Origin of the sequence: Clostridioides sp. ZZV14-6150, assembly GCF_020657875.1 — a bacterium.
In the GTDB taxonomy this organism is placed as follows: domain Bacteria; phylum Bacillota; class Clostridia; order Peptostreptococcales; family Peptostreptococcaceae; genus Clostridioides.
In genome coordinates, this window is the sequence record NZ_JAGWDA010000002.1 from 317,719 (window position 1) to 335,592 (window position 17,874).

Genomic DNA, 17,874 nt, shown 5'->3' on the forward strand with positions numbered 1-17,874 from the left:
CTACTTTACCTCCAGATAAGTTTTGATAGCTCTTAACTGTCCCATATATCCTGTACATCTACATAAATTTCCTGTTAAATAATGTTTTATTTCTTCATCTGTAGGGTTCTTAAGTTCATCTTTCATTGCAAGTACAGTAAGTATAAAACCAGGAGAGCAGAAACCACATTGTTCAGCTCCTTCTTTTACCAAAACTTCACTAAATTCTTTAACTTCATTTTCTAAACCTTCAATTGTAATTATCTCTTTATTTAAAACTCTCAAAGTTAATGTCGCACAAGATAATGTAGGTTTCTTATCTATTAAAACTGTACAGAGACCACAACACCCTGTATCACAACCCCTTTTTACACTTAAATTGCCCACTTTTCTTAAAGTATCAACCAAATATTCCTCTGGTTCTATATCAACATTTTTCATTTTTCCATTTATATTAAGCTTCACTAACATTAAATAACCTCCATTATAGCTCTTTTTAAAAGTACTTTACTCATGGCTTTTCTATAGTCTTTAGATGCTCTCATATTAGAACCAAATGTTAATTCCTCTGAAGCCATTTCTATTGCCCTATCTATATTAGATTCATTAATTTCATTATTAGATAAAAACTCACTAGCTTTTTTTGCAACTGTAGCTTTTTGAGGTCTTGCTCCTACACATAGCTTAAAATTCTTACCATATTTTGAAACAGACACATTTAAAATAGGATAATCACTTTTTGCATTTCTCAATGACTTATAAGAAGCATTTTTATTTTCCTTCTTTATATACACCTTAATCAATAAGTCTTTCTCATAATCTCTATCTAAAAATTCTTCAAGGCTAATTCTTCCACCTTTATATAACTCTACTTCTGTATCTAATGAAAGCAATGCCACTATCAAATCAGAAAACCCATATTTAGAAAATACTGTTGCACCAACTGTTACTACATTTCTAAACTGAATTCCTATTATATCTTTAACTGAATCTTCTAGTATTTTGCCAAAATTATCTTTTATTATTGAGTTTGTTTCCAATGTTCTAAAAGTCGTCATAGAACCGATTTCAACATACTCTTTATCTTCTTTTATATAATCTAGGTTTAAGTTAGATAACTCTACTCCTGTCCCTATTCTTTTTTTCCCCATTCTTAAAAAAGCACTTCCACCAATTACTTGATTAGTTTTTCTTTTATTTAAAATTGAGTACGCTTCTTCTACTGTATTTGGTTGTACAATATCTATAACCGTAAACATAAATTTCCTCCCTTATTCGCTATTCTTATTTTAAATACAACTAATTATATCACAGCTTCAACAAATTTTGATAATAAATATATGCAATATGTAAATTATGTAAATTTATTTTTATATAAAAAATGGCTATTTCAATAATTATCACTAGATAACCTTAAAATAGCCATTATTATGTATCCTTTAAAGTAAAAAACTAAAAAGTTGATACCTTTTCGCTTATATTTATCACTTCTTCTTCTAATAATCCAAGTTTTTTAGCTACCAATTTCGTAGTGCTTCCTTGTATTACTAATGTAATTAATATAGACATAAATACTACTGATGAAATTACTTCATATCCAGGAACTTTCATTGCTGAAATAATACCACAAAGTGCAGCTGGTATTACACCCGTTTCTCTTACCCACATCATAAACAATATTTCATTTTTACTCCATTTTGCTTCTCTATCTGCAAGTGCACATACTAAAACACAAATTGGTCTTGCTATAAACATTAATACTAACACTGCAATTACAGATGGTACAAAATATTTACCTAACTGAGCCAAATTAACTTGACTACCTAATATTATGAATATCGCCATACGACAAATAGTTCCTAAAGTCTCAGCAACATAAAAATCTGCATCATAAGATTTTTGGCTTAGCCATATTTTAAAGTTTTTCTTGTTACCAGTTATTATACCTACAATAAAGCAAGACATATATCCACTTCCGCCTAATTTTGTAGATAATTCATATGCAACCACAACTGAAATAACAGATATTATTGGTGCAAAATCTTTAAATATACCATATGGTTTATCATTAACCAATTTCAAAAGCAGTATTCCTGTAATTAAACCAACGACAATTCCGACAACAACCATTGTACCTAATTCATAAATATTTTCACTTAAGGAAAACTTATTTGATAAAATTACAGCTAACACTGCTGATGTTAATATAGCTCCTGTTGCATCATTAAAAGCTGACTCACTTATTACAGTTTGTTTTACTCTATCCTTTATCTTTACCTGATTAAATATAGGTACAAGAGTAGCTGGGTCTGTTGATGCTATTATAGTTCCTGCTAATAAAGCAGTCATTGCACTTACTCCAAAAGTAAATCCTATTACTTGTTGCATTATAAAAGCAGATATCACAACTCCTACAGTGGCCAGTAAAAATACAGATATCTTTACATTTCTCAAAACCTTTAAACTTATCTCTTTCCCACCTAAATATAATATAAATGCAGAACCAAATGTAAGTATCAGTTGATTTTCTATTTGGAATCCACGAATATCTATAAATTTCAAAAATGATGGCCCTATTAAAATACCTACAAGTAAAAATAATACAACATCTGGAACTTTTACTATTTCGCTAAGTTTGCTGCAAATTATTCCAGTTATACTCACAATAGCAAAAATTATCAATAAATTATTGCTAGCAATTGTATGTATAGATGATTCCATGTCAGTCTCTCCTCCTAATATGCATGTATACAACATACTTATTTATTCATTTTACTATACAATTATAGCACACAAATAAATGCTATCAATCATTTTTTTTATCACTTGCAACTTTACCTTCATTTTTGACAATTAAATAACGCTTATATAATTTTATCTTTTTTTTTCTACCAAGAAAAGGTTGATTTTGTCAAGTTTTATGCATCTATAAAATAACGTTATCCTAATACAGGTGTATTTTAGATAATTTTCGACTTTTTTTTCTATTAAAATAAGTTTAAATTTAACAATAAAACATTTCATTATATTATTTTTTTAAAACACACCATTTTCAACTATTCCATTAACTTGGACGATTGATTTTTTTCTTATCTATTCTATCTCCAAGCATACTACCTATATTTTTATTTGGATATAGTTCTTCAGCAATTTCGACTTTATTATCACTATTTTTTTTAATATTAAAATTACTTATTTGCTTTTCATTTTTTTTATTTTGTTTCATTTTTTCTCCTTTCTAAATAATATAGAATTTGTATTTACTACTTATTATTTCAAATTTCTATAATTTTAATCAAAAAAGGGAAATATCTCAATATAATACAACTTATTTTAGCAGTGTATTTATATTTAGAATTTCCCTAATAATAATTTTGTCGATTAAATTTGACAGACTAAGTAATTTATATTTCTTTTTATTTTCTAATAATTAAACTTTTTCAATAACTTCTTCTAAACTAGAATTACTTTTATTGTCACGTTTCCAGTTATTCAATGTATAATGTGTTCTAAATGTAAACAATCCTGAAATTATTAATAACATATAATATACAAATCCACTATACAAAAGCACTGAATATCCCAATAATTCTTTTGGAATTATGTTTGAGAACATGGTAAAAAATGTAACTTCATTTGCTCCAACATTTCCTGGTGTTGGAACTGGTGATATTGCCATGTATAAAAATACTTGCAATGTCATTATATGTATATATGATACTCCTTTTAAATTTGAAGCTTTATACACACAATAAACTATACTAAAGTATGCTATGAGTTGTAGTGCAGTAAGCAATATGCTCAAAACTAAAATTCTTACATTTTTAATAAATATCTTTATAGAATAATTATAGTCATCAATATAATGATTTATTCTATCTCTTTTTAAATCTAAAAACTTAAATGCTTTAAATTTAGATAAAAAATTAATCAAAATCTCTGCTACCATTTTTACTTGCTTAGGACTAAATACTATTAAGAGCCCACCTAATAACATACTTACATTCATGGTCATCCCAGCAGCGATTAAAACTCTAACTGAATGTACTTGTTCCATTAATAATGACTTATTCAATAAAATTAAAATTCCACAAAATATAGTAACTGTACTTTGAAATACAACAGTCTTATTAGTAACTATGGCTACTGATTTACTGAGACTAACATCATACTTTGTAAGTGCATATATTTGCATTGGCTGACTCCCAGATGCAAAGGGAGTAACTAAATTATAATAAAATCCCATTGTGGCCATTTTAATACCTATAAATTTTACTTTTGTTTTTTGAACTGCATTTATTATCAAATGTGTCACAATAGATTCAATTATCATATATATTAACATTATTAGTATGCCAAGAAATATATAGGTTTTATTTACTAGACTTATAATTTTAGGTATTAGTTTTACATCTAAAGTGGTTGATACTAAATAAGTAGTAATACATATCAAAAATAGCAAAAATCCATATTGAATAAAATCTTTTTCTTTTTTGGATAATTTTCTCATTTATTTTCTCCTAAATTTTTTCATATCACTATACAATAGTATACTACTTAGCATATTCTTTGCAATACCTTAAAAAATAAGTCTTTTTTTAACACAAATATATCTATAAATTTTTAAATATTTTTACTCCTTTAATTGAAATAATTCTCCATAGCATAAAGTCTAATATAAGAGTAAGCACACTTGCTAAAATCAAATACATATTTAGAAATGAAACTTTCAATAACATATATGTGCCTCCAAGTACAACTATATAAATTAATGATGCTAATATTGTAACTATCATACTTGCACTTCTTTTTACTACTGCTACTTCATTTTTCCAATCAAGGTTTGGATAAATCAAATTTGATAACAATCCCATTAAAGCCACAAACAGTGACATAGTTACAATCAAGCAACTTGCTACCATCACAAACTGAATTTCAAAGTTCAGTTTTATAGACACTAATATTAGACATAAAACAGATAGTGGTGCATTTAATAAAAAATTCATCAATATTTTTGACCAAAATATCTCCCTTTCATCTATTGGAGAAGACTTTAGTATCCATAGATTCTTTCCTTCAAAAGAAATTGAACAATATGTTGTGCAGTTAATTACTATTATAAATAGAAACGCACCTAATAACTGTATTTTTATAATACTAAAATCTATATTCATTTTTAGTAACTCACCTATTTTATCAGCTCCAAATGCCAACACACCAATTGTAGCCACTATTAAAAATAACAGACCAATAGAAGAATTCAAAAAGTAAATAAATGAAGAAGTATATCTTCTAAATTCTTTTTTCAATAGAGCCTTTGAAGGTTTTGAAATTTTTTGACTTTTAAATTTATAGTTTTTAGTCTTATAACTTTCACCCATTCTAGCATTTATATTTGTAAATCCTTTTGCAAACAGAGTTACAAAGACAAAAAATGGTATTAATGATATTGCTATAAATATTAAAAATGAAACTATACTTCCAGTTTTAAGAGCATCAACAAAATAGTATATAGGTGGATATATTTTATTAATTGTTTCTGAAATAGATACACTATTTTTTAATAACTCAACTGATATAGAGTTTAATTTTGACATGAGTACAGTATAAGCCAAAATTAATATTACACTACCTATGATTAACACTAAATTTTTATATTTTAGTCTTGATGATAGCTGTCCTATAAATAAGAAAATTATTGATGAAACAACTATTGGTAGTAATGGCAGAGCCAAAAATAATAATATTAAATAAGGAAAATATGTTATATTTACATCGACATTTAAAAAATAAACTACTGCTGGTATAATCATACACACTGAAGAAAACAAATAATTAGTTCCAACTAACATTAATATTTTACTAGCCAATATAGTAGATTCTTTTATTGGCAAACTAGTTAATAACTCTAAATCCTTCGCTTGAAACAGATATGATGAAGTTTTATATAATGATGTAACAATTACCATTACTGTTGATAATCCAAAGCCAAACACAAGTAGCATTTCCATTTGATTTATTTGTTTTAAAATATCAACTAGAAAAAGGCTTAAACTTGTTACATAAAATATTAATAGCCCTGCTACAACAACCATTGAAAACATCATTCCTATTATTTTTTGTTTTTCTTTGCTGTCTATATTTTTTAAAGCATTCAATTTAAACTCATTTATTATATTAGTTTTTATTAATATACTTAGATTACTCATAATTTATCATACCTCACTTTAGATATTATATTCTGTAAAAATATCACTTTATTTTTCTATTAATTCCATAAAAATATTTTCAAGAGAATTGTTTCCTTTCACTTCTTCAGTAGTTCCATAAGCAATTATATTTCCATCTTTTATTATGGCAATCTTATCACAGATTTTTTCAGCAACTTCTAATACATGTGTTGAGAAAAATATACAACCACCTTTTTTACAAAACTCCTTCATGATTTCCTTTAATATAAAGGAAGCTTTTGGGTCAAGACCTACAAAAGGTTCATCAAGAATTAGAATTTTAGGATTATGGATTAAAGCTGAAATTATAGCTAGTTTTTGTTTCATACCATGTGAATACGAAGATATTAAATCACCTAATGCCTTATTAATTTCAAATTTATTTGAATAATATTTTATTAATTCCTCTCTTTCCTTTTTATCTACCTCAAATATATCTGCTATAAAGTTAAGGTATTGTATTCCAGTTAAAGCTTCATACAAATCTGGATTATCAGGAATATATGCCATTTCCTTTTTGCACTCAACAGATTGTTTTTTTATAGATTTAGAGTTTATAAGTATTTCTCCTCCCTCAAAATCATGTATCCCAACAATTGCTTTAATAGTAGTAGTTTTTCCTGCACCATTATGACCTATAAAGCCAAAAATCTCTCCATCATTTACCTCAAATGAAATATTATTTACTACCTTTTTATTTTTATATGATTTAGATATATTGCTTATCTTTAACATAATTTCCCTCCATATTATATATTATAGTTTTAATACTTGTTATATATAATATATAACAAGTATTAAACAATTACAACTACAATTTGCTAAATTTTCAAATTTATATATTAGGCAATTGTAAAAATACTGAAATCAATATAAATATACAAAAAACATCTATATTTACTTCTAAATTGCATATAATTATAAAATAATGTATAGTTCGATTTGACTAAACAATGTATAATAAGAAATAGTTAGCTACAATAATATAAGTTTTTAATAGAAGGAGCAAAAGATGAACACATTTGAACAATTAAAAATAAGTTCTACTCTAATAAACGGACTTAAAAAACAAGACATAACTTCTCCAACAGAAGTTCAGTCACTTGTTATAGAAAATATAATGCAAAATAAAGATTTATTAATCAACTCACAAACTGGAACAGGAAAAACACTTGCATATGTTTTACCTATATTTGAAAAAATTGATACATCAAAAAGAGAAACTCAGGCTCTTATACTTGCACCAACACATGAATTAGTAATGCAAATTACAAATCAAATTGAATTATTAGCAAAAAACTCAGAAATTCCTTTGACTTCACTAGCCTTAATTGGAGAAGTTAATATACAAAAACAAATAAAAAATATAAAGTCTGTAAAACCTCATATAGTAATAGGAACTTGTGGAAGAATTTTAGACTTGATAAAACAGAAGAAGTTAAAATCACACAACATAAAAACTATCGTTTTAGATGAAGTAGACAATTTATTGAATGGTAAAAATATAACTTGTGTAGAAGACATCATAAAAACTACATTAAGAGATAGACAAATCATAGGTTGTTCTGCAAGTCTTACTGATAGTACTATAAAAATTTGTGATAAATTTATGAAAGAATTGGAAATAATAAAAACAAAAGAAAAATCACAGATAAATCCTAATATAAACCATACATATATGTTGGGAGAAATAAGAGATAAATTTACTTTTCTTAGAAAGACATTAGCTGCTACAAACCCAAAAAGAGCTATTGTATTTGTAAACAATGAAAAAAATATAGATGTTATAGTATCAAAATTAAACTATCATAATTATAAAGCAATTGGAATTTTTGGAAATATGCCAAAAGAGGATAGGAAAAATGCAATAAATAAATTTAAACTTGGTAAAGCAAAAATTTTAGTTACAACAGATTTATCTGCTCGCGGGCTTGATATAGTAGATATAAGCCATGTTTTTAATTTAGATTTTCCAAATAGTAAAAATGAATATCTGCATAGATGCGGTCGAACTGCTAGAGGAAATCGAAGTGGAGATACTATTTCAATAATAACAAAAAAAGAGTTAGATATTATAAAAGAATTACAAAAAGAATTTAATATAACAATTGTGCCTAAAATCTTAGATAAGGGAAAATTAGTAGACATATCTAAGTAATACAAAAAAATAAAGAGCTGTAACTTCTTCTCAAAATAGATTAGAAATTACAGCTCTTTATTTTATTAAATTTTTAAATAATGTCTATTATAATAGCCAAAGTTTTATTATAAATAATATAGCAAGAACAATCATTACTACTGAAACATGTTTCTTGTCTTCAGCCTTTTTAGCTCCAAATATGTTGTAAAATACATTTACAAAAACATAAGTTAATATACCTAGAGTTAAACCATCACCTATACTATAAGTTAATGCCATACAAGCAATAGTAACGAAAGCTGGAACACCTTCAGTTATATTGTCAAACTCAATATCCTTAACTGTACCAAGCATTAAGTATCCAACATAAATTAAAGCTGGTGCTGTAGCACATGATGGAATTGCTATAAATACAGGAGAGAAAAACATTGCAACTAAGAATAAAACTCCAACTGTTACTGCTGTCCATCCAGTTCTACCACCTGCAATAACCCCTGTTGAACTCTCAACATAAGTTGTAACTGTAGATACTCCAAGCCCTGCACCTACTGTAGTTGCAACTGCATCTGTAAGTAATGCTCTACCTACATTAGGAACATTTCCTTTTTCATCTAGCATATTTGCTTTAGAGCAAACCCCTACTAATGTACCTACTGTATCAAAGAAGTCAACAAATAAGAATGTACAAACTATTACAAAGAAACCACCTATGTTTGTTGGATGTAATACATATCCTAAATCTATTTTACCTGCTATTGGTGCTAAACTTTCAAATTTGAATATTCCGCTAGGTAAGTATATACCTAATTTTTGTGCATATTCTGGATTCATAAATGCAAATCCCCAAGCAAGTAATGAACTTACCACTATTCCAAAAAGTATAGAACCTTTAACTCTTTTTTTATCTAATACTGCTACAATTATTAATCCTATGCAAGCTATTATTACTGCTGGAGTAAATTTCCCCATCTTTATAAGAGTAGCTTGATCTCCAATTACGATTCCACAATTAACTAAACCTATAAGTGCAATAAATATACCTATACCACCTGTAACAGCAAGTTTCATATTCTTTGGTATTGCATTTACAACAGCTTCACGAACTCCACTTACTGATAATATTATAAAAATGATACCTTCTACAAATACCGCTGTAAGAGCTACTCCCCAAGGAACACCCATTTGTAAGACTACTGTGTACGCAAAAAATGCATTAAGACCCATACCTGATGCTAAAGCAAAAGGAAGATTAGCAACCATTCCCATTAAAATACATCCAAATGCTGCTGCTAGACATGTCCCTGTAACAAGAGCACCTGCTGGCATCCCTGTTGCTGATAAAATGTTTGGATTTACAGCTATTATATAAGCCATAGTTAAAAAAGTAGTTACACCAGCAATTACTTCTTTCTTCATGTCGACATTTTTATTAGTCAAAATTGGAAAAAGTTTCTGCATGGTACTACTGTTTGTTGTTTGCATAACAACACCTCCTATTAAATTTTACAAAAAAACGACACAGTAACTAATAAGCTGAGTCGTATCCTTCATAATTTAGTTAAATAAATATTTATTTAACTAAATAATAGTATACATAGTCAGAATATTTACGGTATTCCGGTAGAAACTTATGACCCGTATTGTCAAAATTATATGTTATACAATATAAAACATGAATTTTTCTTTACGAATATTATTTTAATTTATATAGTTAATTTTGTCAATATATGCGTATATATTAGAATAAATTTGTATTAATATTCGATTATATTAACTGTTAATTTGCTATATCTATGTCATACTTATATTCTTTGCATTTTTATAAAATATATGATTATTTAATACAATTTATTTATAGTAGGGACATAAAGTTTATGTTAAGATTATATTATATTTATTATAGCAACTTGATAATTAATAATTTTTAAATTTGGAGGAATAAGGGTGAAAGATTTAACTACAGGTCATGAGGGAAAATCTATATTCTTTTTTGCTATGCCTATGCTTATTGGTAGTTTATTTCAACAACTATACAATACTGCTGACAGTATTATAGTTGGTAGATTTATTGGTAAAGAAGCTATGGCTGCAGTCTCAGGTGCTAACCCTATAATGTTTTTGCTAGTAGCAATGCTTATGGGTGTTAGTCTTGGTTTTTCTATTTTAATTTCACAGTTTTATGGTTCAGGAGATTTAAAAAAAGTAAAAGCTACTATTGATACTACATATATACTTTTATTTATTGGCTCTATATTAATAAGTGTTATTGGAATAGTATTTGGAGGTCCTATGCTTAAGCTTATGAATACTCCAGAATCAGTTTTTAATCAGTCAAAACTATATCTTACTATAATATTTGGTGGAATCTTATTTTCTGCTGGATACAATTCAGTAAGTGCAATACTTAGAGGACTTGGAGATTCAGTAACTCCACTTTATTTTTTAATAATAGCCACAATTTTAAATATAGTTTTAGATTTAACTTTTATTGTAGTCTTGAAAATGGGAGTTGAAGGCGTTGCACTTGCCACTATAATGGCTCAAGCAGTATCATTCATAATTAGCATAATATATTTAAATAAAAAACACGAAGTACTTAAATTTAAGATTAAAGGAATTATATATGATAATAAAATATTTAAAGATGGTCTTAGATTAGGACTTCCAAGTGGAGTTCAACAGATGTTATTTTCAATTGGCAACATGGCTCTTCAATTTTTAGTTAATAGTTATGGTACATCTGCTATGGCAGCTTTTGGAGCTGGTCTTAGAATAGAAAACTTTATAAGCTTACCTATCATGAACCTTGGTTCTGCTGTTTCCACTTTTGTTGCTCAAAATATAGGTGCTGGAGAAAGTGAAAGGGTTAGAAAAGGAATTCGTGAATCTATAAAAATGACTTTAATTCTAGCAATTATAGTCGTTGCCTTAATCTTATTATTTAGAGAGAACTTAATTTCTTTATTTAATACTGACAAAGAAGTTATTAAAATTGGCTCTTCTTACTTATTTATAATAGGACCTTTTTTCTTATTTATTGGTACTTCCTTTGTACTTTCAAGTGCAATGAAAGGTGCTGGTGATTCTATGTTTGCTCTGATGAGTTCAGTCGTATCTTTATGGCTTGGAAGAATTCCTGCTTCTTATTTATTTTCTAGATTATTTGGAACAGATGGAATTTGGATGGGTATCCCTTTTGGTTGGACTTTAGGTCTTATTGTTACAGTCATCTATTATAAAAAAGGGTATTGGAAAACTAAAGCTATTGTAAATCATAGAATTAATGAATAATCTTTTAATAAAATGTATTCACCTTCATTATGATATAATAAATTATGGAGGTGGATACAAAAAATGGATATTATTCTTAAGCCAAAACAATTTTGTATGACTATTATGGTTACTATAATTCTTTACTTCTTTCTAAATTATAGTTTCAATATAAAATTTTCTATATGCTTATCTTTTTTAACTATCTTAATATGGGCTGTAGACTCTGTTGAAAAAACTGTAGTTGCACTAGTCTTTGTAATATTAGCTTTTATTTTTAATATTGCACCTTTAAGTGTTATTTTACAATTTTTATTTACAGAAAATTTTTATATAATAATCCTTGCTTACATAATTACTAATGCAGTTGCAAAGACAGGTGTTGCAAAAATTATTTCTGAAAAATTAATTTTAAATACTGTAGATACCCCTAAAAAAATGATTTTTTTATCATATATTTTAGGTGTATTATTAATATTTTTCATACCACAACCATTTCCAAGAGTCATTCTTGTGTCCGCCTTTTATAAGGAATTTTTTAAAGAACAACACTTAACTGAAGATTCAAAATCTATACTTCTGTTCAGTATATTTACAGCATCTACATTTACATCAATGTTTTTTGTAAATGGAGATACTCTTTTAAACTATGTAGTCCTAGAACTTGGAAATTGTAATATAAACTGGAGTCAGTGGGCTTTTTATATGTCTGTTCCAACTATAATTACTTGTTTTATAACTTATTTTTTATTTATATTTGTTTTTAAAAAGGAATTGTCTTTAATAAAATTTGTTTCTTGTGATAATCTTAATTCTAGTAAATTTCAATTTTCCTATTCTAATCTGAAAAAAGAGTTTCATTTATTAAGCGATGAACAAAAACACGTATTTTTATGTTTAGGAATAATGTTTTTTATGTTTTTAACTCAATTTATTCATAATTTAAATACACTAATTATAATGTCTATTTGTGTACTTCTTTTGTTGTTAAAAAGAATAATTGGTTTTAATACTTTAAAAGAAATAAATTGGAAAGTTCTTATTTTTTTTATAGCAGCGTTTTCTATTGGAGGAGTGCTAAAGTACTCTGGAGTTGTTGATATAATGGGAAACTATTTAATAAAATTAATTCCAAACTCTTCAAAAACTATTTCAATATTATTTTTAATAACCCTGACAATAGTATTGAATATATGCCTTGGAAGTGCTGTCACTACATCCTCTGTGGTGATACCATTACTTGGAAGTTTACATATATTAAAAGAAAATAGTATTGTTCTTTGCCTTTTTGTTTATATTGTAGTAAGTATACAATACATCCTGCCTTTTCATCATGCAACAATAATGGTTGGACATGGTGAGAATCTATATAATAGTAAGGTTATTTTTAAGTATGGTTTAACCTTAATTCCTTTAACCTATTTTATAATAATCTGTATAACATTCCCTTGGTGGAGATTTATAGGTCTAGAAGTTTGACAAAGATGAAAATATGAATTTTCTTTTTAATAATTTAGAATATTATTATCTTAAGTTAATTCATATTTTCATCTTTTTTATAAAAATCTATTTATAAAATTTCATAAAAACTAATTTTTTATTCTCAAATTAAATGTTATTTGTTTTGCTACCTTTTCCAAAAGTATTTTCCCAATCTTCTATAAACTTATCAACACTCCAATCTGTCAATGGGTGATTCATCATGGATTTACAAATATCATATGGTACTGTAACACTGTGTACTCCACACTTCATTAATTCTATAACCTGTTGTGCATTTTTAAAACTAGCAGCAAGTATCTTTGTATCCATATTATAAGTATCTATTATTTTTACAAGCTCTGAAACCACAGATACACCATCACCAGATATATTATCAAGTCTGTTTACATAAGGTGCAACATAGTTTGCCCCAGCTTTTGCAGCTAAAAATCCCTGATGAGCAGTAAATATTGCAGTAGCAGTTATTTTTATTCCTTTTTTATGAAGGTCTTTTATAGCTCTTAAACCATCTTGTGTTACAGGTATTTTCACATATATGTTTTCTCTCAAACTGCTTATATATAATGCTTCTTCTAATATATCTTCATACTTTGTACTTAATACTTGAGCATGTATAGGCATATCCTCACCTATAATTTCACCAATCTCACTTATAAGTTGCTTAAAATTCTTTTTTTCTTTTGAAACAATACTTGGATTTGTTGTTACACCATCAACTGGTAAATAAGTACATAGCTCTTTAATCTCCTCTATGTTACCTGTATCTAAGATTAGTTGCATTAAAATATCCCCATTTAAACTTTATTTTTTTATTTTATTTATTCTTATTATATATTGGTTTGGTATTATTTTCAACTTTTTTGTTATTGTTTTTTCTGTTTTTTTATTGTTTGATTTTGTTGTATATTTTTATAATTTCTTTATTTATTAAGTTTTAAATAGACTATTAAGAATAATATACTTTTTATATTAAATTAATTTTGTATTCTATATTAAAATAGTTGATATTTTATCTTTTATCTTATAATATTTACTATAATACTATATTTAGGAAAAGAGGTAAAAGATGTTTGCAGAAGAAAGGATTCAGGCTATATTAAATATCCTAAAAAAAGAAGGAAGAGTTACTGTAAAAGAACTTAGTTCAAAATTTAATGTTACAGAAGATTGTATAAGAAAAGATTTAAAAAATATAGAAAAAATTTCTTCAATACGAAGAATTTATGGTGGAGCTGTACTAGTCAGAGAAACTCTTGAAAACCAAGATACAAAAGATAGAAAAGAAATTAATATACCAACAAAAAAAATAATAGCAGAAAAAGCCTTTAATCTAATTACAGATAGAGAAACTATATTTTTAGATATATCTACAATCAATATATTGTTGGCTAAACTTTTAGCTGAAAGCAATAAGAAAGTAACATTGGTCACAAATATGCTAGATATACTAAATGTAGTTACTTCAAAGCCCAATAATTTAAATGTAATTTCTACTGGTGGTTTATTAAATCTTAGCTTAGATGGATTTGTTGGAACTCCAACAATAGAATTTATATCAAGATATAAATTTGATAAAACGTTTATGGGCAGTTGTGGTGTAGATGTATTTAATTCTTCTCTTACAACATTTGAAATTGAAGATGGACTTACAAAAAAAGCTATAATAAATTCAAGTAAAAGAGTATTTATAGTTATGGAAGATAAAAAATTTAAACTTGATGGAAACTTTAAGTTTGCTCATTTAGAGGATATTAGTTCTATAATTACAGAAAAATCACCTACTTCTGATATAGTAAATACTTTATCAGAATTTAATGTGAATGTTTTATAAACCTAATGATATATTTTGCAAATAGATTCAAGAGATAAACTATTATTTTGTAAATATCCTTAAAAACCTTAATTATATATGATTACAGTAATAATCAAATTCAATATTTAAAATTTTAAAATTAACATGATTTAAATATAATATATTTGAAATAGACCTTCTAAACATAATACAGTTATTTTTAGAAAGTCTATTTCTTCTATAAAACCTTTTATAGTCTTTTTTATCTAAAAACTACTATTGACAATAGTACCTAAATCTATAGACAAAACTTTATTTCATTTCATCTTTCATTTGCTTTTCTAAATCTTTTGCAAATTTCTTTTGCTCATATCTTTCCATCATTTCATCTTTCTTCATTTCTAGGTTTACCATAGCACCTTGAGCATCATCTTTTAAGTCTTCAGCAGTATTTTTCATTACATAAGCTGTCTTTTTAGCACCTTCTTTTAAATCTTCTTTCATGTTTTTCATATCTCTTTTAAGTCTATCCATCAAAACTACCTCCTCTGTAAATATAATACTTCCTACAGTTATTTTTCCCAAAATGTATATATTTATTTACTCTATCAAGTATAATTTTTAAGTTATTAAAAGTAATTTAAGACTATCTGAATATATAACGTTTAATAAAGATTCCCTATTTTTCGTTTTAAAATAAAAATAACATCAAGCATATATACTTTACGCTCAATGTTATTTCTTAAATCCATTGTATTTAATTGTTGGGAATTACTATAATGATGATTTAATTGGAGGATGTTAAGTTATATCATCATTATAGCTTGGTGTTATTTTATGGTTTAAAATTTTTTTATTTCTATTTACATAATACATTTTTAGTATGAATTTTTTGTGATTTTGAAATGAACTATTATTGAAACTTCTAATTTTTGAACTCAACCGTAAATACTACAGAGTTTTCCTTATTTTTTATACTATATTCAAACCCATGAGTTTTAAAAATTTGACTGACTATATAAAGACCCAGTCCACTTCCTCCAGTTTTTCTTGAACGAGATTTTTCTATTCTATAAAATGGATTAAATATCTCTTCTAAGTAACGTTTCTCTATAGTTACACCAGTATTTTCAATTTCTAAAATAACTCTTTGATTAGAAGTTTTTTTGTTTATTCGACTGTTTTTATCATAAAGTCTAATTATAAGCTCTGAGCCTTCAGGAGAATATTTTATAGCATTATTTATTATATTATTAATTGCTTTAGTTATTCTCTCTTGGTCTGCCTTAATTTCTAGGTTTTCTTCTATTTGCAAAATAGTTTTCATATGTTTTTCTTCTATTAAAAATACTTGTCTTTTTACCAATCTATTTAAAAGTTCACTTATATTTATAGATACTAGTTTTAAATCTTTTTCTAGTATTTCTGATTTTGAAACCTCTATCATCTCATTTACTAAATCTTTTAGCTCTTGTGTACATTCATATGATTTTTTCAAGTAAGTATCCCTATCTTTATACTTACCTACACTATAAATCATTCCTTCAATTTGACCACTTATTATGGTTATTGGAGTTTTTAATTCATGTGATATAGTTGCAACAAAATCCTTTCTTCTATATTCCTGTTCTCTTTCACTCTCTATTATATTTATAAGAGGTTTTGTTATTACGATTGAATATATATATGCTCCAATAATTGCTATTAATATCGCTATTGATATAATGTATGGCATTAACTTTCTTATGACTTCATTTGCTTCATCAATTGGCTGTAATGGCATAACAAGTTCTAAACTATATGGTCCGTCTTTTGAGTCTTTTGTATATATAGGTATAGATGTTCTATACTCATCTTCAATACTATTAATCATATACTTACTATATCTTAAAATAACTACTTCATTTTTACCATATACAATTTTTCCTTGGTTATCTTTTAATAAAATAGCAAGGTTTTGGTCTTTAGCCATATAATAAAGTCTTTCTTCTAAAGTATATGTATCAAAGTGAATTGAACTATCTACTAGAGACTTTAAGCTTTCTTGAAGAGACTCAATTTTATACTCATGATAATATGATGGCAATAAAAAATATAAAATTAGGTATATTATTAAAGCTAATGCTATTAATAATGATGTTGTTATGGAAAATAATTTATACTTTATACTTAATTTTTCCCACTTATCAAATATCCTTCTCAAGTGTATATCCTATTCCTTTTACAGTTTTAATATATGGTAATGATATTTTTTTTCTTATATTTTTTATATGTGCATCAACAATTCTAGTATCTCCATAATAATCATAACCCCATATACTATCTAAAAGACCTTCCCTAGTTATAACCTGTGGATATTTTTCTATCAAAGCTTTCAATATATTAAATTCTTTTAATGTAAGTTCTATAGGCTCTCCATCTATCTCAGCAATATATGTGTTTAAATCTAACTTTAATTTTTCAAAAACTATAAACTTATCATTTATCGTTTTGTTGCTTCTTCTCAAGATAGCTTCTACTCTTTTAATGAGAAGATTAAATGAAAATGGTTTTGTTATATAATCATCGCATTCTAAATCAAATCCCTTAAGTTGATCTCCTTCATCGTTTAAAGCAGTCAAAAATATAATTGGAACACTTGATGATTTTCTTATCATTTTACAAACTCCATAACCATCTAAGTTTGGCATCATTATATCTAATATTACTAAGTCATAACTTCCTTGCTTAAATTTTTGTATACCTTCTAATCCATCATTTGCTGACTCGACCTGATAGCCTTCTGCACTTAAAAACTCTGATATTAATTCTTGTATGTTTGAATCGTCTTCGATTACAAGTATTGACGAGTTCATCCTATCAATCCTTTCTATTTTAAAATTTCCTATATTACTTATATTTTATCTCATTGTTGTGAATTTTACATGAAAAAAGAGCTATCTTAATTTGTAAATTAATCC

At 26.4% G+C, this 17,874-nt stretch carries 16 protein-coding genes and 1 riboswitch; of the genes, 4 read left to right on the top strand and 12 right to left on the bottom strand.

Annotated features, from left to right (window positions below):
* From KGF41_RS03950 to KGF41_RS03980, 7 genes are all read right to left on the bottom strand, one after another.
* Positions 1-450 (bottom strand): (2Fe-2S)-binding protein, encoded by a 450-nt coding sequence (locus KGF41_RS03950; RefSeq protein WP_227829407.1) that lies wholly within the window; start codon positions 448-450, stop codon positions 1-3.
* Entirely contained in the window at positions 450-1,238 is a 789-nt protein-coding gene (locus KGF41_RS03955) for an FAD binding domain-containing protein (protein ID WP_227841588.1), read from the bottom strand. The genes KGF41_RS03950 and KGF41_RS03955 overlap by 1 nt, the downstream gene beginning before the upstream one ends.
* 193 nt (positions 1,239-1,431) lie before the next feature.
* Positions 1,432-2,700, bottom strand: a complete 1,269-nt coding sequence (locus KGF41_RS03960; protein WP_227829409.1) for a cation:proton antiporter — start codon at positions 2,698-2,700, stop codon at positions 1,432-1,434.
* Between the two features lie 343 nt (positions 2,701-3,043).
* The gene (locus tag KGF41_RS03965) at positions 3,044-3,205 is read right to left on the bottom strand and encodes a DNA polymerase III (RefSeq protein WP_227829410.1); all 162 of its coding nucleotides are present in this window, start codon (positions 3,203-3,205) and stop codon (positions 3,044-3,046) included.
* Between the two features lie 204 nt (positions 3,206-3,409).
* Positions 3,410-4,489, bottom strand: coding sequence for a lysylphosphatidylglycerol synthase transmembrane domain-containing protein (locus tag KGF41_RS03970; protein ID WP_227829411.1), 1,080 nt, complete (start codon positions 4,487-4,489; stop codon positions 3,410-3,412).
* A 103-nt stretch (positions 4,490-4,592) separates the two neighbouring features.
* Positions 4,593-6,188, bottom strand: a complete 1,596-nt coding sequence (locus KGF41_RS03975) for a putative ABC transporter permease subunit (RefSeq protein WP_227829412.1) — start codon at positions 6,186-6,188, stop codon at positions 4,593-4,595.
* 48 nt (positions 6,189-6,236) lie between these two features.
* Complete coding sequence (locus KGF41_RS03980; protein ID WP_227829413.1) at positions 6,237-6,944, bottom strand: ABC transporter ATP-binding protein; 708 nt, start codon at positions 6,942-6,944, stop codon at positions 6,237-6,239.
* A 277-nt stretch (positions 6,945-7,221) separates the two neighbouring features.
* Between KGF41_RS03980 and KGF41_RS03985 the strand changes: the two genes are divergently transcribed.
* The gene (locus KGF41_RS03985; RefSeq protein WP_227856369.1) at positions 7,222-8,367 is read left to right on the top strand and encodes a DEAD/DEAH box helicase; all 1,146 of its coding nucleotides are present in this window, start codon (positions 7,222-7,224) and stop codon (positions 8,365-8,367) included.
* Between the two features lie 87 nt (positions 8,368-8,454).
* Here KGF41_RS03985 and KGF41_RS03990 read toward each other — a convergent pair whose 3' ends face one another.
* Entirely contained in the window at positions 8,455-9,831 is a 1,377-nt protein-coding gene (locus tag KGF41_RS03990; RefSeq protein ID WP_227829415.1) for an NCS2 family permease, read from the bottom strand.
* A gap of 93 nt (positions 9,832-9,924) precedes the next feature.
* Positions 9,925-10,027, bottom strand: a riboswitch (purine riboswitch).
* 266 nt (positions 10,028-10,293) lie between these two features.
* Here KGF41_RS03990 and KGF41_RS03995 point away from each other — a divergent pair.
* Positions 10,294-11,640, top strand: coding sequence for an MATE family efflux transporter (locus KGF41_RS03995; protein ID WP_227856370.1), 1,347 nt, complete (start codon positions 10,294-10,296; stop codon positions 11,638-11,640).
* 63 nt (positions 11,641-11,703) lie between these two features.
* Entirely contained in the window at positions 11,704-13,098 is a 1,395-nt protein-coding gene (locus KGF41_RS04000) for an SLC13 family permease (RefSeq protein WP_227829417.1), read from the top strand.
* 129 nt (positions 13,099-13,227) lie between these two features.
* On the opposite strand, the gene fsa is transcribed toward KGF41_RS04000, so the two are convergent.
* The gene (fsa, locus tag KGF41_RS04005) at positions 13,228-13,902 is read right to left on the bottom strand and encodes a fructose-6-phosphate aldolase (protein WP_227850303.1); all 675 of its coding nucleotides are present in this window, start codon (positions 13,900-13,902) and stop codon (positions 13,228-13,230) included.
* Between the two features lie 286 nt (positions 13,903-14,188).
* Between fsa and KGF41_RS04010 the strand changes: the two genes are divergently transcribed.
* Entirely contained in the window at positions 14,189-14,953 is a 765-nt protein-coding gene (locus KGF41_RS04010; RefSeq protein ID WP_227829419.1) for a DeoR/GlpR family DNA-binding transcription regulator, read from the top strand.
* A 273-nt stretch (positions 14,954-15,226) separates the two neighbouring features.
* Here KGF41_RS04010 and KGF41_RS04015 read toward each other — a convergent pair whose 3' ends face one another.
* The 3 genes from KGF41_RS04015 to KGF41_RS04025 all read right to left on the bottom strand — a co-directional run bounded on the left by KGF41_RS04015 (position 15,227) and on the right by KGF41_RS04025 (position 17,769).
* Positions 15,227-15,448: a hypothetical protein gene (locus KGF41_RS04015; RefSeq protein ID WP_227434761.1), complete on the bottom strand. Its 222-nt coding sequence runs from the start codon at positions 15,446-15,448 to the stop codon at positions 15,227-15,229.
* 391 nt (positions 15,449-15,839) lie between these two features.
* Positions 15,840-17,117 carry a sensor histidine kinase gene (locus KGF41_RS04020; protein ID WP_227829420.1) on the bottom strand — a complete coding sequence of 426 codons (1,278 nt, stop codon included), beginning with the start codon at positions 17,115-17,117 and terminating at the stop codon, positions 15,840-15,842.
* Complete coding sequence (locus KGF41_RS04025; RefSeq protein ID WP_227434765.1) at positions 17,101-17,769, bottom strand: response regulator transcription factor; 669 nt, start codon at positions 17,767-17,769, stop codon at positions 17,101-17,103. Before KGF41_RS04025 ends, KGF41_RS04020 begins: the two co-directional genes overlap by 17 nt.
* Positions 17,770-17,874 lie beyond the last annotated feature (105 nt).